The sequence below is a fragment of the Pseudomonas sp. NPDC088444 genome (assembly GCF_044900175.1).
In the GTDB taxonomy this organism is placed as follows: Bacteria; Pseudomonadota; Gammaproteobacteria; order Pseudomonadales; family Pseudomonadaceae; genus Aquipseudomonas.
This window is the reverse complement of the sequence record NZ_JBJDNK010000017.1, coordinates 72,694-90,949: the sequence shown is the minus strand read 5'-3', so window position 1 is coordinate 90,949 and position 18,256 is coordinate 72,694. Positions and strand designations below refer to the sequence as shown.

Sequence of the window (18,256 nt, the reverse complement as noted above, 5' to 3'; positions counted from 1 at the left end):
GCTAAAGGTGCGCCATGTTACCCCTGCTCAATGCGATTGCGGCCCGAATCCTTGGCCCGATACAACGCCTGGTCGGCGCGTTTGAGCACCAGATCACTGCGCTCACCCGGACGGAACGTGGTAACGCCCATCGAGACAGTGATCGTGACCGGCTCACCTTTGAAATGAAACGGGCATTGTTCGACCGTCTGCCGCATGCGCTCCAGCAAGGCGAGGCCGTCTGCCATTTGCGTGCGAGGCAACAGCACAACGAATTCTTCGCCACCGAAGCGCGCCATGAAATCCGCCGCTCGCAGTTTCTTTTGCAACTGGGTAGCGACAATTTTCAATACTTTGTCACCGGCTAGATGGCCGTAGCCGTCGTTGATGCGCTTGAAGTGGTCAAGGTCAAGAATCCCCAGCAACAGGCTGGAGCGGTCTTTTTGTAGCTGTTCGATCTCTTGATCCAGCCGCTCATTCCACGCTGCGCGATTGGGCAGGCCGGTGAGGGTGTCTATCAGCGCTTTTTGACGCTGCTCTTCAAGGTGCGCACGGAAACCCAACGCTTCCTGTTCCATCGTGGCCACGCGGCTGGCCAGCGATTGAAGGCGGGATGCAACCTCCTGTTCGCGTTGATCACGCTGTTTCTGGTGCTCGTCCATGGTCCCGAGCAGGCCTTCAAGTCGGCTTTCCAGAACGTTTTTCAGACTGTCGAGATCGGCCGCTTCCTGCACGCTGGTTTGCAAATCGCCTACATGCTCCCGTAATTGCTCATTCAACTCCCGCGACGCGGATTGCTGACCCGCGTGGTCTTCGCTCGCGGCTTGAAGGTTGGCCTGGAACGATTCCAGCCGTTCGTTGAGCTGTTTGAGATAACGCTCGAACTCATGCTGCCCGCTGTCGGTGATCGCCAGCATCAAAACGGCGAGGTCGTCGAGAATCGGCAGCAGCTCGTACCAGTTAAGGCCGTGCTCCAACCGAAGGCGCATGGCTTCAGCCTGCGGCCGGTGGTGTTCAGGCAAAGTCAGGTCGTTGAGCAGGCCCAGTAAGGTCTCTTCGATGTGGGCCGCGACCGAGCTGTAACTGGGCTCTGGAGACGAGGGCAGCGCGTACGGCCCCTCTTCATCGGTTTCTGCACTTTCGGCTTCGTCAGCTTCATCGTCGTTTTCGACGGCATCTTCATCACTCGGATTGTCTTCGACGGGCTCCTGCGCAAGCGATTGCTCTGCCTCAGCTTCAGCCTGCTGGACGGCCTGCTCGTCCGTTGAGGAGGTGACTTCGGTAGGCAGCGATGCAGCCTCAATCTCTTCGACCGGTGTCACCGCCGTCGCGTCTTCAACGGGCTCGGAGTCAACAGGCTCCGTGGCGACCGGCTCACTGACAGCAACGGGTTCGGCCTCTTCTACTGAAGCCGGAACTGGCTCAGCGATAACAGGTGTTTCAACGGCTGCCACAATGGGCTCTCTAGCCACTGGAGCCATAGCCGACGTATCAGCGATCGTGGGCGGCGCTTCGTTGATCCATTGTGTCGGCGGCGCCTTCACAGCAGGTTCAGCCTCGTCGGGCTCCTCATCGTGGTGATCCGAAGCTGGAGCAGGCTTTGCCGCTGGAGGGGGTGCTGGCGGCTCTGCTGCGCCAGGAACGTCTTCTGTCGCCTCACGGCCACCGAACAAGCGCTCCAGAAATCCGGGACGCGCGGCCGCTTCCGGATGCTCCAGTTCGGCCAGTGCCTTGCCCTGCAACCCACTCAACTCGCTCAACAGCAGCGGCATTTCCCGGGCCTGCGTCACCCGATCCTCAAGGTTCTTGGCGAAACGCTTGAGCGGTTTGGCCACCTCACGAGGTAATGGCAGTGATTGCAATTGCGTCACCAGCGCAGTCAGCGCTGTACCCATTTGCTCGACGCGCTGCTCGCGACGCTGTTCGGAATCGAGTACGGCCTTTTCAAGTCGAGGGATCAAGGCTGCCAACCCTGCGTCCATGTCGTCCTTGCGCACAATCTCACGCATTTCCTTCATGCACTGGTCAACGGCCTTGTCGGCACCCTCGGCCGCCAGACTGCTTCGCACCAGACCACGCCGCAGCAAGTCCAGACGGGCATTCCAGCGCTTTTCGAGCTTGTCCTGCTGCTCGATACTTTTCAGGTACTTTTCTTTCCAGCGTTGGGCTTCGTCGCTCATTCCGAGGGTCCGCGAGGGGATTTGCTTGTTATTGATTGCTTGTTATCGGCAGTGAATCGCCAATTAATGAGGCAGGCAAGCGAATCTCCACCGCCACCGGCAGATGATCGGAAATGGGCTGAGCCAGTACCTGCACTTTCTCAAGTGTCAGGGAAGGACTCAGCAGAATATGATCCAGGCAGCGCTGCGGGCGCCAACTGGGAAAGGTGGCTTCGATCTGTGGCGCCAACAGGCCCAGATCGCGCAAAGGCGAGGTTTCCAGCAGGTCAGCGGCGTGGGTGTTCATGTCGCCCATCAGCACCTGATGCTTGTAGCCGCCAATCAATTCACGGATGTAGGCCAGTTGACGCGTCCGTGTTCGCGCCCCCAGCGCGAGGTGCATGACCACCACAACCAGAGCGTCCTCACCCTCGCCGAAACGAATAAGGATCGCGCCGCGGCCCGCAGGGCCTGGCAACGGATGATCTTCGATATCCCACGGGCGCAAACGACTCAGCACCCCGTTGCTGTGCTGGGCGAAACGTCCAAGATTGCGATTGAGCTGTTGATGCCAGTACGGAAACGAACCGAGCTGCGCCAGGTGCTCCACCTGATTGACGTAGCCTGAGCGAAGGCTGCCGCCATCAGCTTCCTGCAGGGCGACCAGATCGTAGTCGCCCAGCAGATCGCCGATTTTTTGCAGATTCCCGGCACGACCGTTGTGTGGCAGCAAATGCTGCCAACCCCGAGTCAGATAATGCCGGTAGCGCTCGGTGCTGATGCCCACCTGAATATTGAAGCTGAGCAACCGAAGCCTGCCATCGGCTGGCAGGCCGGTTTCCTTCAGGTGACGCTCGTTGACCTTGGGTGTGCGTCGGGCAACGATGCGTTCAGAACCCCAGCGCATCATGTCGTGCTGCTTACTTGGTCAGCGCGGCGCGCTCTTTGGCGATCAACTGATCCGCCACTTGCAGCGTCTGCTCCGGACCACCAGCGGTGCTCAGGTCGAAACGGTATTTACCGTTGACGATCATGGTTGGAACGCCAGTAATTTCATACTTCTTGGCCAGTTCCTTGTACTGGGCGATCTTGCCCTTCACAGCGAACGAATCGAAGGTTTCCAGAAACTTCTGCTTGTCGACGCCTTGGGTAGCGACGAAGTCAGCCATATCGTTTTTGTCGGTCAGGCGCTTGCCACCTTTCTGGATGGCATCGAATACCGCGCTGTGGACTTTCTTCTCCACGCCCATGGTGTCGAGGGTGATGAACAGTTGGCCGTGGGCATCCCATGGACCGCCGAACATCGCAGGGATACGGACGAAGTGAACGTCCGCCGGCAGCTTCTCAATCCATGGATTGATGGTCGGCTCAAAGGCATAGCAGTGTGGGCAGCCGTACCAGAACATCTCGACGACTTCGATCTTGCCGGGTTCGGAAACAGGAACGGCGCTGCTCAGCTGGACATATTGCTTGCCAGCTTCGATCGGCTCTGCCGCCTGAGCGGTCAGACCGAACAGGCTGGTGAACACCAGAGCGGCGCTGAGAATCAGATTACGCATGCTTAACTCCTGGGCATGAAAAGTCACCTCGACGGCCGCGTTTTGACCGGGCGAGGTGATACGAGTTCGCAAGTGTAACGCCTGCGAGGACAAAAAAGGGCAGCCGTTTGCGACCCTTTTTTGCCCGTCGGAGAGAGAAATGCAATTCGCCATTCCCGGCTGTCGACTCGTCAAGAATAAGGCCCCCAGCCTTAATCCAGACTTAATGAAGCCCCTGTATGTAGGCCGCCAAGGCATCGATATCCTTGTTGCTCAACTTGGAGGCGATGGTGCGCATGACCATCGTGTCGCCGTCGTTGGTGCGATCGCCCTCACGGAACGCTGTGAGCTGCTTTTTCACATAGTCGGCGTGTTGGCCGCCCAAATGCGGAAAGCCCGCAGCGGCGTTTCCTGCTCCGTTCGGCGAGTGGCATCCGGTACAGGCCGGCATGCCCTGATCGATCTTGCCGCCACGAAACAGCGCTTCGCCTTTGGCGACGAGATTCGGATCGGCAGCGCCGACACTGCCTCTCTGGCTGGCGAAATACGCGGCGATATCCGCCAGATCCTGCTCATTGAGGTTGTTCAGCAAGCCCGTCATTTCCAGAACGACGCGTTTGCCGTCCTTGATTTCATGCAATTGCTTGAGCAAATAGCGCTGACCTTGTCCGGCCAGTTTCGGAAAGTTGGGGGCCATGCTGTTGCCATCCGGGCCATGACAGGCCCCACACACGGCGGTTTTCGCCTGACCGGCGGCTGCATCGCCCACGACGACCTCAGCGGCATGAGTGGTACCAGAGACGCCCAACGCCAACAGCAGACTCACCAGTAGTTTGTTCATCGGCTAATCCGTACGGCCAGAGTGCTCATGAATAGCGGGCCTATTCACTCCCCCGGCATTTGTTATAGGTCTAATGGTAGCCGCAGTTACGCGAACGTCACCCCGTCGAGGGGACAAAGCACACACAAAATTCGCGGCACTATATACTTGCGCCCATCAATCGGAATCGACATCCCTAACGGCGCGTCAGCCGTTACGCCCTCACCGGACATCCCATGCAATTCAAAAACCCGATCCTCGGCTTGTGCCAACAGGCCAAGTTCCAGCTCAGCGCCGCCAAAGTCGACCAATGCCCGGATGACGAAGGTTACGAAGTGGCCTTCGCCGGGCGCTCGAATGCCGGTAAATCCAGCGCGCTGAACACCCTGACCCACGCCAGCCTGGCCCGCACCTCCAAGACACCGGGGCGCACCCAGTTGCTGAACTTCTTTCGCCTGGACGACGATCGCCGCCTGGTCGACTTGCCGGGTTATGGCTACGCGAAAGTGCCGATCCCGCTCAAGCAACACTGGCAGCGCCACCTGGAAGCCTATCTGGGCAGCCGGGAAAGCCTCAAAGGTCTGATTCTGATGATGGACATCCGCCATCCGATGACCGATTTCGACACCCTGATGCTCGACTGGGCCATCGCCAGCGGCATGCCGATGCACATTCTGCTGACCAAGGCGGACAAACTGACCTTCGGCGCAGCGAAGAACACCTTGCTCAAGGTGCAGTCGGAAATTCGCAAGGGTTGGGGCGACGCAGTGACCATCCAGTTGTTCTCGGCGCCCAAGCGCTTGGGGCTGGAAGAGGCCTACACCGTTCTGGCCGACTGGATGGAGCTGGAAGACAAAGCGCCTGCGGCCTGAATCGCAGGCAAAAAAAACCCCGGACTTCATATGGGGAGGGGAAGTTCGGGGTCTAAGTCCAAACCTTCAGGGAAGGGTCCGGATATCTGCCAACACTTAACACAACATAGGAGCATGAATGGCAGCGTCTGCCATTCCCGAACTCTGACCGGGGTTTGTCCGGGGAAGTTCAAAATCTGTGGAAATTTAATGTTGGCGGCGCGATTGCTCTCGATGACTGTGGGAGATTCCATGGTGGCTGGCCAGCCTTTTCGCCAGAAAGCCGACTCCCACATTTCGCGACAATGATCAAAAATTGATCAATGTGCCTCATCCCAGTTATCGCCCACACCCACTTCCACCAGCAGCGGAACGTCCAGCTTCGCGGCGCTGCTCATGTGGACGCGGATTTCCTGGCTGATCTGCTCGACCAGATCCTCACGTACCTCCAGCACCAGTTCGTCGTGAACCTGCAAAATCACGCGGGCATCCAGCTCAGACTTCTCCAGCCAGCCATTCACCGCGACCATCGCGCGCTTGATGATGTCTGCCGCCGTACCTTGCATCGGCGCGTTGATCGCCATGCGCTCAGCGCCTTTGCGCAGGGCCTGGTTCTTGGCGTTGATGTCCGGCAGATACAGGCGGCGCCCGAAGATCGTTTCGACGAAACCTTGTTCAGCAGCCTGTGTACGAGTGCGCTCCATGTAGTCGAGCACACCAGGGTAACGGGCAAAGTAGCGGTCGACGTACGCCTGCGATTGCTTGCGATCCACGCCGATCTGCTTGGCCAGACCAAAGGCGCTCATGCCGTAGATCAGGCCGAAGTTGATCGCCTTGGCGCTGCGGCGCATGTCGCTGGTGACGTTTTCCAGCTCGACGCCGAAGACTTCCGCCGCCGTCGCACGGTGCACATCCAGATCATTGCGGAAGGCGTGCAGCAAGCCTTCGTCCTTGGCCAGATGCGCCATGATCCGCAGCTCGATCTGCGAATAGTCCGCCGCCAATAGTTTGTAGCCCTTCGGCGCCACGAACGCCTGACGAATCCGACGGCCTTCGGCAGTGCGAATCGGGATGTTCTGCAGGTTCGGATCGCTGGACGACAGGCGTCCGGTGACTGCAACGGCTTGATGGTACGAAGTGTGAATCCGCCCGGTACGCGGGTTGATCTGCTCCGGCAGGCGGTCGGTGTAGGTGCTTTTCAGCTTGCTCATCGAGCGGTACTGCATCAGCACCTTGGGCAGCGGGAAGTCCTGTTCGGCCAGTTCAGCCAGCACCGCTTCGGCGGTGGAAGGCTGACCGGTGGCGGTTTTGCTGATGATCGGCATGCCAAGCTTTTCGTAGAGAATCACCCCCAACTGCTTGGGCGAGCCGAGGTTGAACTCTTCTCCGGCAATCCCGAACGCCTCGCGCTCAAGCTCGGTCATCTTGTTGCCCAGCTCGACGCTCTGGATGCCGAGCAGCTTGGCGTCAACCAGCGCGCCCTGGCGCTCGATGCGCGCCAGCACCGGCATGAGCGGCATTTCGATGTCGTTCAGGACAGGGGCCAGCGTTGGGATCTTGCCCAGCTTTTCTTGCAGTGTTTCGTGCAGGCGCAGGGTCAGGTCCGCTTCTTCTGCTGCGTAAGTGCCCGCTTGCTCCAGTGCAATCTGATCGAAGCTCAGTTGTTTGGCGCCCTTGCCTGCAATGTCCTGGAAGTTGACCGGCGTGTGGTCCAGGTACTTCGCCACCAGGCTGTCGCGGTCGTGGCGGGTGGCGGTGGAGTCGAGGACATAGGATTCGAGCATGGTGTCGAACTTGACACCTTCGACAATGATGCCCTGATTTTGATCGCCACCAATGGCGCAGTTGGCCAGCAGATTGATCGCGAATTTTGCATGTTGGCCGACCTTGATCTTGTTCGCGTCTTCGAGAACCGGCTTCAGCGCCTTGAGCACCGCGTCACGAGCCAGTTGCTGGGGCACGCCCATGTATGAGTGGGTCAGCGGGATGTAGCAGGCTTCGTGGGTCTTGATCGCGAAGGACAGACCAACGATTTGCGCGCGCTGCGCATCGGTGCCATTACTCTGCACGACAAAAGCAAACAGCTTGGCGGCCTCCAGTTTTTTCAGCCAGGCATCGAATTGGGTCTGCTCAAGCACCAACTCGTACTGGGCCTCGATGACCGGCGCGGCGTCTTCAATAGGCGCGATTTCGACGCCGTCTTTCCTGGCTTCGCGCTGTAAATCCGGAATCCAGCTTTTAAACTCCAGTTCCGTGTACAGCGCCAGCAGCGCTTCACGGTCAGGCTCGCCGCAATGCAGGGCGTCAAGCTCAATGTCCAGAGGCACATCAATCTTGATGGTTGCCAACTGGTACGAAAGGAAAGCCATTTCCTTATGTTCTTCAAGCTTGGCAGGCAGAGACTTGGCACCACGAATCGGCAGAGCAGGCACTTTGTCGAGGTTTTCGTATAACTCTTTCAGGCCACCACCAATCCCGACCAGCAGACCCGTTGCGGTTTTTTCCCCAACGCCGGGAACCCCCGGAATGTTGTCGACCTTGTCGCCCATCAGGGCCAGGTAATCGATGATGTGCTCGGGACCGACGCCGAATTTCTCCTTCACGCCAGCGACGTCCAGCACGCTGCCGGTCATGGTGTTGACCAAAGTGATATGACCGTCGACCAACTGCGCCATGTCTTTGTCGCCCGTGGAAATGATCACAGGACGGTCAGCTGCGGCACTACTGCGCGCCAAGGTGCCGATCACGTCATCGGCTTCAACGCCTTCGACGCACAGCAACGGATAACCCAGGCCGCGCACACAGTTGTGCAGGTAGTCGATCTGAACGCGCATGTCGTCAGGCATGCTCGGACGGTTGGCCTTGTAGTCAACGAACATTTCATCGCGGAACGTACCGCCTTTGGCGTCGAAAACCACGGCAAACGGGCTGTCTGGATATTGTTTGCGCAGGCTCTTGAGCATGTTTAGCACGCCTTTGACCGCACCGGTAGGCAGGCCCTTGGACGTGGTGAGTGGCGGCAGCGCGTGGAAGGCGCGGTACAGGTACGAAGAACCGTCCACCAGGACGAGAGGCGCTTGACTCATGTGAAGGATCAACCTTTTCGGCGGGGTCGGCGCTAAAATGCGAGGACCGTTGACGACAAAGGAGCAAGGTTATCATGCGTACGCAAAATCGCTTGTTACTAGTCGCTCTGTTGCTGGTGTGCCCACTGTTTGCGGTGGCCGCCGAAGATGAAGCGCCTTCCGCGGAACCCGACGTCACCATCAAAAAGGACGGCGACAACTTCGTTCAGGAATACAAGGCGAACGGCTTCGTTTATGCAGTGAAAATCACGCCAAAATACGGCAAACCGTATTATCTGGTGCGTGCCGATGGCACCAGCGGTCAATTCATTCGTGCGGATCAACCGGACATGCTGATCCCCCAATGGGTATTATTCAGCTGGTAGCCCCAACATTCACTTTTTGCTGGCAGTGTTCATATGTCCGTTTTTACTCCCCTGGCTCGGCCTGAGCTGGAAGCTTTTCTCGCCCCGTACGGGCTCGGCCAACTGCGTGATTTTCAGGGCATCGCAGCCGGAAGTGAAAACACCAACTACTTCATCAGCATGGAACAGGGCGAGTTCGTGCTGACGCTGGTCGAGCGCGGCCCCGTGCAGGAAATGCCGTTCTTCATCGAACTGCTGGACGTACTGCATGAGGCCGACCTTCCGGTGCCATACGCGCTGCGTACCACCGACGGCCAAGCCCTTCGCGAGCTGAAAGGCAAACCGGCCCTGTTGCAACCGCGTCTCTCAGGCAAACACCCGACAGCTCCCAACACACAGCACTGTTCGCAGATCGGCGAGCTGCTGGCGCACATGCATCTGGCTACCCGCGAAAAGACCATCGAACGCCGGACTGATCGTGGCCTGGAGTGGATGCTGAAAGAGGGCGGCAACTTCATCTCTCATCTGGACGAAGCCGAAGGCGCGCTGCTGAAGGCGTCTGTGGAAGAAATCGCCCGAGAGCAGACGAAGATCATGGCGCTGCCACGAGCCAACGTTCATGCCGACCTGTTCCGCGACAACACGCTGTTCGAAGGCACGCACCTGACCGGCGTGATCGACTTCTACAACGCGTGCTCGGCGCCGATGCTGTATGACGTGGCCATTGCCGTGAATGACTGGTGCTCGTTTGAGGATGGCAGTATCGATGCGCCTCGGGCGCGGGCGTTGCTGGGGGCGTATGCGGCGCTGCGCCCCTTTACGGCCGCAGAAGCCGAGCTGTGGGCGACGATGCTGCGTGTGGGTTGCGTGCGATTCTGGCTGTCGCGTCTGATCGCCGCCGAGAGTTTTGCCGGTCAGGACGTGTTGATCCATGACCCATCGGAATTCCGAAAGCGCCTGGAACAGCGTCAGGAGACCCACATTCCGCTGCCGTTTGCGTTGTAGAGATCAGCACCGCAATCGTCAAACTGTGGGAGCCGGCTCGCTGGCGAATGCGGTCTGCCTGTGCCACATGGGGCGACTGACACGACGCCTTCGCCAGCAAGCCGGCTCCCACAGGAGAACCGCATTTGACTGTAGGAGCGCGCTTGCCCGCGATGGGACGCTCAGGCGTTACAAGCTTTCCAGACACCCCGCCAGATCATCCGCCAGCTTGGTCAGCAACTGCTCATAACCGTGCGCAGAGGCAGGCGTGTAGCCGCCCAGACCATCCAGCTCAGCCAGCTTCACCGGCAAGCCCGCGCTGAGGGTATCGGCCAGTTTCGGGCGCAATGGCGGCTCGCTGAACACACAGGTCTTGCCGTATTCGGCCAGCCGCGCACGCATGGCAGCAACATGCTGCGCGCCCGGCTGCACGTCGTGGCTGACGGCAAACACGCCAGCGTGCTGAATCCCATAGGCCTCTTCGAAGTAGTCGAACGCCTCATGGAACACAAAGTATTTCTTGTCCGCGATGCCCGCGACACGCTGCTTGAGCTTCGCGTCCAGCGCATCCATCCGTTCGTCGAACGCTTTGACGTTACTCTGATATCGCGCGGCGTTAGCCGGGTCGGCTTCGCTCAGGTCCGCCGCCATCTTCGCTGCGATGACCCGTGCGTTGACCGTCGACAGCCACAGGTGTGCATCAACGCTGCCGGGGCGGTGATCGTGATCATGCTCGTCGTCATCGCCATCATCGTCATGATGCGCGGCGCTGGCAGTGAAGGTACGCAGGTGCATGCCTGGCAGCGACTGCACCGGTACCGAAGGTTTGGTGCGGTTGGTCAGTACGCGGGGCAGGAAGGTTTCCATGTCCGGCCCGATCCAGTAGAGCAGATCGACCTCCTGAACACGCCGTACGTCGGACGGGCGCAGCGCGTAATTATGCGGCGACGCGCCCGGTGGCAGTAGCACTTCCGGCACCGCAATACCATCCTGCACCGCCGCTGCGATCAACTGCAGCGGCTTGATGCTGGTGAGCACACGGACGTCGGCTTGGGCGGGGGCGATGGCGGAGAAACCAGTGATGAAAACGACAAAAAGTAAAAAAAGTCGGGACACGATGACCACTCATAGGGGCAGGAACGGGTAACATAATAACGTCTCTACCAGAAGCCGTCGCCGCCCATGTCTAAAACACCACTGGCCAGTCGCCCCCACGATCACTCCCATTGCGTGCACAGCGCCCTCGCTGAAGCCGATGCACTGTGCGCCGGAAAAGGCCTGCGTCTGACCGCGTTGCGGCGTCGCGTGCTGGAACTGGTGTGGCAAAGCCACAAGCCGCTGGGCGCCTACGACATTCTGGCGGTGCTGAGCGAAGAAGATGGCCGCCGCGCCGCGCCGCCGACTGTTTACCGGGCGCTGGACTTCCTGCTGGAACACGGTCTGGTGCACCGCATTGCCTCGCTCAACGCCTTTGCAGGCTGCAACCATCCCACCCATGCGCATCAGGGTCAGTTCCTGATTTGCCGCGAGTGCCACGCCGCCATCGAACTGCAACACGGTGCAATCAGCGCAGCCATCGTCAGCGCAGCCAATGAAGTCGGCTTTGCCGTGGAAACCCAGACCGTCGAAGTCGTCGGGGTGTGTGCTGGCTGCAAGGCCGCCTGATGAGCGACGCACTGATCCGTCTGGAAGGTGTGAGCGTCACCCGCTCAGGTCAGAACGTACTGGATAACATTCAATTGAGTGTAAGTCCGGGCGAGATTGTGACCCTGATCGGCCCCAACGGCGCGGGTAAAACCACGCTGGTGCGCGCCGTGCTCGGCCTGCTCAAGCCCGATTCGGGCAATGTCTGGCGCAAGCCGAAACTGCGTGTCGGTTACATGCCGCAAAAATTGCACGTCGACGCCACGCTGCCGCTTTCCGTACTGCGCTTCCTGCGCCTGGTGCCGGGTGTCGATCGCGAAACAGCGCTCGCCGCGTTGGTGGAAGTCGGTGCCGAGAAGGTCATCGACAGCCCGCTGCAAGGTATTTCCGGTGGCGAAATGCAGCGGGTACTGCTGGCCCGGGCATTACTGCGCGAACCCGAGCTGCTGGTGCTCGACGAACCTGTTCAGGGCGTTGACGTGGCCGGGCAGGCCGAGCTGTACGCGCTGATCACTCAATTGCGCAATCGCCACCAATGCGGTGTGCTGATGGTGTCCCACGATCTGCATCTGGTCATGAGCACCACCGATCAAGTGGTGTGCCTGAATCGCCACGTCTGTTGCTCAGGCCACCCAGAGCAGGTCAGCAACGACCCGGCGTTCGTCGAGCTGTTCGGCCAGAACGCGCCGAGCCTGGCGATTTATCACCACCATCATGACCACGCTCACGACCTGCATGGCGAGGTCTGCCAGGCCGCGCACGGCCAAGCGCACACTCACGATCACGGGCATTCGCACCCTCACAACCATGACCACGGGGACAACTGCAAGCATGGCTGATTTTCTACTCTATGCCTTGCTCGCAGGCCTCGCTTTGGCCGTTGTTGCCGGTCCGCTGGGCTCTTTTGTAGTCTGGCGCCGCATGGCCTATTTCGGCGATACCCTGTCTCACGCCGCATTGTTGGGCGTCGCGTTGGGCTTTTTGCTGGACATCAGCCCGACCATCGCGGTGACGGTCGGCTGTCTGCTGCTGGCGATTCTGCTGGTGACCCTGCAACAGCGCCAACCACTGGCGTCTGACACGCTGCTGGGGATTCTCGCGCCGAGCACGCTGTCTCTCGGGCTGGTGGTGCTGAGCTTCATGCGCGAGGTGCGCATCGACTTGATGGGCTACCTGTTCGGCGATCTGCTGGCGATCAGCCCGACCGATCTGGCCTGGATTCTCGGCGGCAGCGCTGCGGTACTGGTCTTGATCTGCGCGCTCTGGCGCCCATTGCTGGCCATCACCGTGCACGAAGAACTGGCAACCGTCGAGGGTCTGCCGGTGGCTACGCTGCGCATGACACTGATGCTGCTGATTGCCGTGGTGATCGCCGTGGCGATGAAAATCGTCGGCGTATTGCTGATCACCTCGCTGTTGATTATCCCGGCGGCTGCGGCACAGCGTCACGCCCGCTCACCCGAACAAATGGCCTTGGGCGCCAGTGTGATCGGCATCCTCGCCGTGTGCGGGGGACTGGCGCTATCGTGGTTCAAGGACACCCCCGCTGGCCCGTCTATCGTGGTGTGTGCAGCAGCCTTGTTCCTGCTCAGTTTCCTGTTGCCCAAGCGGTAGAACCTTGTTCCGAAAGTAGAGTCTTACTCGGCAATCATTACATGGCGGCAATGTGCAATGATTTGATCCCATGCCGCCGTGCGTGATCGGTTTTTTTCGGTGCAAGCCACTTTATGTGTAGACTTGCTCGTTTTTTGCGCAAATAGAGAATCGCAGGAATGAAGCCGTTCCCATCCCGTTATCTGCTGCTTGCTGCATTTTCCGTCCTGTTGGGCGCCTGCCAGAGCAAACCCGTCGAGGCGCCAGCTCCGGCTGCAGCACCCGACGCCTATGAACAACTGGACCAGAACATCGCAAGCAGCGAATTGGCCACCGCTGAAGACCAGTTGGCCGCGCTGCAGAGCAAGGACCCGGAAGATCCGCGCCTTGAGCAATACCAGCGCAAGCTGGCCGAGGCCTACTTGACCCGCAGCCAGATCGTTTTGCAAAAAGGCGACGTCAACGCTGCGGCCACAGCATTGAGCCGCGCGCGAGCGCTGATGCCCAAGGCTCCAGCGCTGACCAGCGGCGTCAATGGCGCGATTGCCCACGCGCGCAAGGCGGAGCTTGAGAAAGCTGAAGCCGAGTTGCGAGCGGCGGAAGCCAAGCGCACAGCCAAGATCATCGACCCGACCGTCGAGAGCACGACCATCGCGCTGAAAATCACTGATTCGAAGCAATTGCGTCGTCAACTCAACGATATCGCCTCGGATGTCACCGCGTTCAACTGTGAAGTGATCGTGCAGGTGCCACGCACTGACGACTACCCATGGCTGGCCACGTTGCTGAGCAAGCGCGTGACCAAGATCAACCCGGATTTCGAATTGCAGATCCAGCGCGAGATTGAAAAATCCGCGCCTGCGCAGATCATTCTGAAACCCGCCAAGCTCTGATCGTTTTTAATCAAACAAAAGGCGTTGCCCTCACGAGCAACGCCTTTTTTGTATGAAAACTCACAACCTCTTGTGGGAGCCGGCTCCCACAAGGGTAAATCAGGCCTCCGGCGCTTTTATCTCAAGCCGGAATCGCTTTGGCCTTCGGTTCCCGCGCCCAGACCCGGTGCTGTTTGATCGCTTCAAAGAAAGCGTTGAACGACGTGCTGTCCGAGACCGCCAACAGCCCCGCATCCGCTTCCAGATGTAGCAAGTCGATCAGCTCTTTGGCCTCGCCAGCGTAGGAGATGGCCTTAAGGTGTTTGTATGCTTCCAAAACGTAATGCAGCGCCACACCATTGCCGCTCAACGCCTTGATCGACGCCGCGCCGCCCGGGATGAATACCGCATCGAAGGCAATCGAAGGCAAACCTTCAATCGACGCATCCACCGGTAGAGTTTGGCCACCCGCCGTTTTGACAGGGGCCGAGGTAGGACCGAGGATTTTGGCATGGGCCGCTTCGGCTTCAAGCGCCGCTTTCATCGCTGCGACAGCTTTGTCGTCCACGCCATCCGCCACGATGATCGCGACTTTGCGCGACGCGATATCACCGGACAAAAGGTTCGCCTGACTCAGCAGAGGAGACTTATCCACGGTCGGTTTGCCGGTTTTCTGAGCCTTGACCGTCGGGCCTTTTGGCGCCGGCAGTCCCAGATTGGCAGCCACGCGTGTCGCCAGAGTCATGTCGATGTTGGCGAGGATCTCGTTCACCTGCCGCGCGCGGATGTGCTCTCGCTCGACCTTGCCCAGCTCAAAACTGTAGGCCGCGATGATGTGCTCCTTCTCGTGCTCACTCATGCTGTTGAAAAAGAGCGTGGCCTGAGAGAAATGGTCGGCAAACGACGGACTGCGCTCGCGCACCTTGTGCGCTTCGATACGCTCCTGATAACTCTCGAAACCGCCGTCCTGGGGGCCTGCGGGGGTTTCCTTTGGCCAGCCGCCATCGATGGAGTTGGGCTCATAGGAAGCCCGCCCCTTGTCGATGGTCATGCGGTGCTGCGCGTCACGCTGGCCGCTGTGGTTGGGCGAGACAGGACGGTTGATCGGAATCTCGTGAAAGTTCGGGCCGCCAAGTCGGCTGATCTGCGTATCGGTGTAGGAAAACAGGCGGCCCTGTAGCAGCGGGTCGTTGGAGAAATCGATCCCCGGTACGATGTGCCCAGGGCAAAACGCGACCTGCTCGGTTTCAGCAAAATAATTGTCAGGGTTGCGATTGAGCACCATCTTGCCCAAGGGCGTCACTGGCACCATTTCCTCGGGAATGATCTTGGTGGGGTCGAGCAAGTCGAAGTCGAATTTATGCTCGTCTTCTTCAGCAACGACCTGCACGCCCAACTCCCACTCGGGATAGTCGCCAGATTCAATTGACTCCCACAAGTCGCGGCGGTGGTAATCCGTGTCCTTACCGGCCAGCTTTTGCGCCTCGTCCCAAAGCAACGAGCAGGTGCCATATTTGGGCTTCCAGTGGAATTTTACGAACGAGGATTTCCCCTCGGTATTGATCATGCGAAAGGTGTGGATGCCAAAGCCCTGCATGGTCCGCAGGCTTTTTGGAATCGCACGGTCAGACATGGTCCACAGCACCATGTGCGCGGACTCTGGCACCAACGAAACGAAATCCCAAAACGTATCGTGAGCCGATCCCCCTGTAGGAATCTCATTGTGCGGCTCGGGTTTTACAGCGTGCACGAAGTCCGGAAATTTGATGGCGTCCTGTATGAAAAACACCGGCATATTGTTGCCGACCAAATCGTAGTTGCCTTCGGCGGTGTAGAACTTCACCGCAAAACCGCGCACGTCACGAACGGTGTCTCCCGAACCACGCGGGCCTTGAACGGTAGAAAAGCGCACAAACACCGGGGTCTTTTTTCCCGGATCGCGCAGGAATTCTGCCTTGCTCAGCGCGGAATGGTTCTCGTAACTCTGGAAATAACCGTGGGCCGCCGTCCCCCGCGCGTGCACGATGCGCTCCGGGATACGCTCGTGGTCAAAGTGCGTGATCTTCTCACGCATGATGAAGTCTTCGAGCAGCGAAGGGCCACGACTGCCCGCCTTCAGCGTGTTCTGGTTATCGGCAACTTTCACTCCCTGATTGGTGCGCAGGGCCTGACCGGTCGCGTCAGAACGAAACGCTTCAAGGCTGTCGAGTTTGGTGTTGGTATTACCCCGGTCTAGCGTGTCAGTGCCTGCCAGTTCGCTTTTAGGGGTACTGCTTACGGGTGCGGGTTTCTTGGTGGCCATCAGTCAAAAACTCCTCGGTTCAGGCGGCTCTTTTTTCGCGCTTCCGAAAGGGAAAGTCGGTATGAGCTCGGTCAGCCGGAATTACCTGACAGAAGCAGGAGAAATCCGGCGCTTACTAAGTGACTGAGGAGAAAAATGACCGTTCCGTGTTTTTTCCAACCTTTGGTCTAACGTTGCATCAGCCGTTTTTATGACCATTCGGCAGGTCGCCCACCAAATAAATGCTAAGAATTCCGGGCCTAACCCCGACCCGACAGGCTAAAATGCGCGCCCGGTTTATCCAGCCAAGGCGATAAACGGCCGAAATGGCATCGCCACGCAGCTCCCAAACGAGCTGATCTTCCAACGCGCCCCCACAAGGTTCGCTACGTGATCGAGTTTCAATACGTCCATAAAACCTATCGGGTCGCCGACAGGGAAATTCCCGCACTGCACCCCACGAGTCTGCAGATCGAAAACGGCCAGGTGTTTGGCCTGATCGGCCACTCCGGGGCAGGCAAAAGCACCATGCTGCGCCTGATCAACCGCCTGGAAGCTCCCAGCGGCGGCAAGATCATCGTCGATGGCGTCGACGTCACGGCGTTGGACGCCGATGGTCTGCGCAGTTTCCGCCAACAGGTCGGGATGATCTTCCAGCACTTCAACCTGCTGTCGTCCAAGACGGTCGCCGATAACGTCGCGATGCCGCTAACGCTGGCCGGGGACATGACCCGTGCGCAGATCGACCAGCGCGTCGCCGAGTTGCTGGCGCGGGTGGGCCTGTCCGACCACGCGAAGAAATACCCGGCGCAATTGTCCGGCGGCCAGAAGCAGCGCGTCGGCATTGCTCGCGCATTGGCGACCAAGCCGAAAATCCTGCTGTGCGACGAGGCCACTAGCGCGCTCGACCCTCAAACCACCGCGTCGGTGCTGCAATTGCTGGCGGAGATCAACCGCGAGCTGAAGCTGACCATCGTGTTGATCACCCACGAAATGGACGTGATCCGTCGCGTCTGTGATCAGGTGGCGGTGATGGACGCAGGTGTGATCGTCGAGCAGGGCGCCGTGGCCGATGTGTTCCTGCATCCCAAGCACCCGACCACTCGCCGCTTCGTACAGGAAGACGAGCAGGTCGACGAGAACGATCGGAACTCCGATTTCGCCCACGTTCAGGGCCGCATCGTGCGTCTGACGTTCCAGGGTGAAGCGACCTACGCGCCACTGCTGGGTACGGTCGCCCGGGAAACCGGCGTGGACTACAGCATCCTGGCCGGTCGTATCGACCGCATCAAGGACACGCCCTACGGGCAATTGACGCTGGCCATTACCGGCGGCGACATGGAAGCCGCGTTCGCGCGCTTCACCGCCGCTGACGTTCACATGGAGATCCTGCGTTGATGGACACTCTCGCCACTCTGTTTTCCAACGTCGACTGGTACGAAATCTGGGTCGCCACCGGCGATACTCTGATCATGCTCGGCATTTCTCTCGCGTTTACGGTGCTGCTGGGCCTGCCCCTCGGCGTGCTGATGTTTCTCACCTCGCCGCGGCAGTTGCTCGAAAACAAGCCGGTCTACGCCACCATCGGCCTGGTCGTGAACATGCTGCGGGCGCTGCCGTTCATCATCCTGTTGATCGTGATGATGCCGCTGACCGAAATCATCACCGGCACTTCGCTGGGGATTCTCGGCACACTGCCGCCACTGATCGCGGGCGCCACGCCGTTCTTTGCACGGCTGGTGGAGACCGCACTGCGTGAAGTGGATCGCGGGATCATCGAAGCGATTCAGGCGATGGGGGCCACTACGCGGCAAATCATCGTCAAGGCGCTGCTGCCGGAGGCGCGTCCAGGCATTCTGGCGGCGATCACGGTCACGGCGATTGCGCTGGTCTCGTTCACTGCCATGGCCGGTGCCGTGGGCGCGGGCGGTCTCGGCGACTTGGCGATTCGCTACGGTTACCAGCGCTTCCAGAACGATGTGATGTTCGTGACGGTCGTATTGCTGCTGGTGCTGGTGCAGATTCTGCAAACCGTGGGCGACAAGCTGGTCGCGCACTTTTCACACCGTTAATCGAATGGGGTCAGCCATGGGCTGGCACGTGCG

General features: G+C 59.4%; 16 protein-coding genes. 9 read left to right on the top strand and 7 right to left on the bottom strand.

Annotation, left to right across the window (positions count from 1 at the left end; all coding sequences use genetic code 11):
* Nucleotides 1–17: 17 nt before the first annotated feature.
* From ACI2KB_RS26325 to ACI2KB_RS26310, 4 genes are all read right to left on the bottom strand, one after another.
* Nucleotides 18–2,159 carry a diguanylate cyclase gene (locus tag ACI2KB_RS26325; RefSeq protein ID WP_404639529.1) on the bottom strand — a complete coding sequence of 714 codons (2,142 nt, stop codon included), beginning with the start codon at nucleotides 2,157–2,159 and terminating at the stop codon, nucleotides 18–20.
* 28 nt (nucleotides 2,160–2,187) lie between these two features.
* Nucleotides 2,188–3,048 carry an endonuclease/exonuclease/phosphatase family protein gene (locus ACI2KB_RS26320; protein WP_404639527.1) on the bottom strand — a complete coding sequence of 287 codons (861 nt, stop codon included), beginning with the start codon at nucleotides 3,046–3,048 and terminating at the stop codon, nucleotides 2,188–2,190.
* Between the two features lie 10 nt (nucleotides 3,049–3,058).
* Nucleotides 3,059–3,697, bottom strand: a complete 639-nt coding sequence (locus tag ACI2KB_RS26315) for a thiol:disulfide interchange protein DsbA/DsbL (protein WP_404639525.1) — start codon at nucleotides 3,695–3,697, stop codon at nucleotides 3,059–3,061.
* Between the two features lie 202 nt (nucleotides 3,698–3,899).
* Nucleotides 3,900–4,517 carry a c-type cytochrome gene (locus ACI2KB_RS26310; RefSeq protein WP_404639523.1) on the bottom strand — a complete coding sequence of 206 codons (618 nt, stop codon included), beginning with the start codon at nucleotides 4,515–4,517 and terminating at the stop codon, nucleotides 3,900–3,902.
* Between the two features lie 215 nt (nucleotides 4,518–4,732).
* On the opposite strand from ACI2KB_RS26310, the gene yihA reads away from it, so the two are divergent.
* The gene (yihA, locus tag ACI2KB_RS26305; RefSeq protein WP_404639521.1) at nucleotides 4,733–5,368 is read left to right on the top strand and encodes a ribosome biogenesis GTP-binding protein YihA/YsxC; all 636 of its coding nucleotides are present in this window, start codon (nucleotides 4,733–4,735) and stop codon (nucleotides 5,366–5,368) included.
* A gap of 299 nt (nucleotides 5,369–5,667) precedes the next feature.
* Here yihA and polA read toward each other — a convergent pair whose 3' ends face one another.
* A complete protein-coding gene (gene polA, locus ACI2KB_RS26300; protein WP_404639519.1) occupies nucleotides 5,668–8,433 on the bottom strand; it encodes a DNA polymerase I in 2,766 nt (921 codons plus the stop codon).
* Between the two features lie 74 nt (nucleotides 8,434–8,507).
* On the opposite strand from polA, the gene ACI2KB_RS26295 reads away from it, so the two are divergent.
* Entirely contained in the window at nucleotides 8,508–8,798 is a 291-nt protein-coding gene (locus tag ACI2KB_RS26295) for a DUF2782 domain-containing protein (protein ID WP_404639517.1), read from the top strand.
* Between the two features lie 33 nt (nucleotides 8,799–8,831).
* Nucleotides 8,832–9,782, top strand: a complete 951-nt coding sequence (locus ACI2KB_RS26290; RefSeq protein ID WP_404639515.1) for a homoserine kinase — start codon at nucleotides 8,832–8,834, stop codon at nucleotides 9,780–9,782.
* A gap of 168 nt (nucleotides 9,783–9,950) precedes the next feature.
* Here the strand turns inward: ACI2KB_RS26290 and ACI2KB_RS26285 are convergent, their stop codons facing one another.
* Nucleotides 9,951–10,877 (bottom strand): zinc ABC transporter substrate-binding protein, encoded by a 927-nt coding sequence (locus tag ACI2KB_RS26285; RefSeq protein WP_404639513.1) that lies wholly within the window; start codon nucleotides 10,875–10,877, stop codon nucleotides 9,951–9,953.
* Nucleotides 10,878–10,943: 66 nt separating this feature from the next.
* On the opposite strand from ACI2KB_RS26285, the gene zur reads away from it, so the two are divergent.
* From zur to ACI2KB_RS26265, 4 genes are all read left to right on the top strand, one after another.
* Nucleotides 10,944–11,426, top strand: coding sequence for a zinc uptake transcriptional repressor Zur (zur, locus tag ACI2KB_RS26280; RefSeq protein ID WP_404639511.1), 483 nt, complete (start codon nucleotides 10,944–10,946; stop codon nucleotides 11,424–11,426).
* A complete protein-coding gene (gene znuC / locus ACI2KB_RS26275; protein WP_404639509.1) occupies nucleotides 11,426–12,244 on the top strand; it encodes a zinc ABC transporter ATP-binding protein ZnuC in 819 nt (272 codons plus the stop codon). The genes zur and znuC overlap by 1 nt, the downstream gene beginning before the upstream one ends.
* Nucleotides 12,237–13,019 carry a zinc ABC transporter permease subunit ZnuB gene (gene znuB, locus ACI2KB_RS26270; RefSeq protein ID WP_404639507.1) on the top strand — a complete coding sequence of 261 codons (783 nt, stop codon included), beginning with the start codon at nucleotides 12,237–12,239 and terminating at the stop codon, nucleotides 13,017–13,019. The genes znuC and znuB overlap by 8 nt, the downstream gene beginning before the upstream one ends.
* A 158-nt stretch (nucleotides 13,020–13,177) precedes the next feature.
* Nucleotides 13,178–13,891: a PA5502 family lipoprotein gene (locus tag ACI2KB_RS26265; RefSeq protein ID WP_404639505.1), complete on the top strand. Its 714-nt coding sequence runs from the start codon at nucleotides 13,178–13,180 to the stop codon at nucleotides 13,889–13,891.
* Nucleotides 13,892–14,012: 121 nt separating this feature from the next.
* On the opposite strand, the gene katE is transcribed toward ACI2KB_RS26265, so the two are convergent.
* Complete coding sequence (gene katE / locus ACI2KB_RS26260) at nucleotides 14,013–16,172, bottom strand: catalase HPII (protein WP_404639503.1); 2,160 nt, start codon at nucleotides 16,170–16,172, stop codon at nucleotides 14,013–14,015.
* Between the two features lie 369 nt (nucleotides 16,173–16,541).
* Between katE and ACI2KB_RS26255 the strand changes: the two genes are divergently transcribed.
* Both ACI2KB_RS26255 and ACI2KB_RS26250 read left to right on the top strand, forming a co-directional pair.
* Nucleotides 16,542–17,549 (top strand): methionine ABC transporter ATP-binding protein, encoded by a 1,008-nt coding sequence (locus ACI2KB_RS26255; RefSeq protein WP_404639501.1) that lies wholly within the window; start codon nucleotides 16,542–16,544, stop codon nucleotides 17,547–17,549.
* The gene (locus tag ACI2KB_RS26250) at nucleotides 17,549–18,223 is read left to right on the top strand and encodes a methionine ABC transporter permease (RefSeq protein WP_404639499.1); all 675 of its coding nucleotides are present in this window, start codon (nucleotides 17,549–17,551) and stop codon (nucleotides 18,221–18,223) included. Before ACI2KB_RS26255 ends, ACI2KB_RS26250 begins: the two co-directional genes overlap by 1 nt.
* The last annotated feature ends 33 nt before the right edge of the window (nucleotides 18,224–18,256 follow it).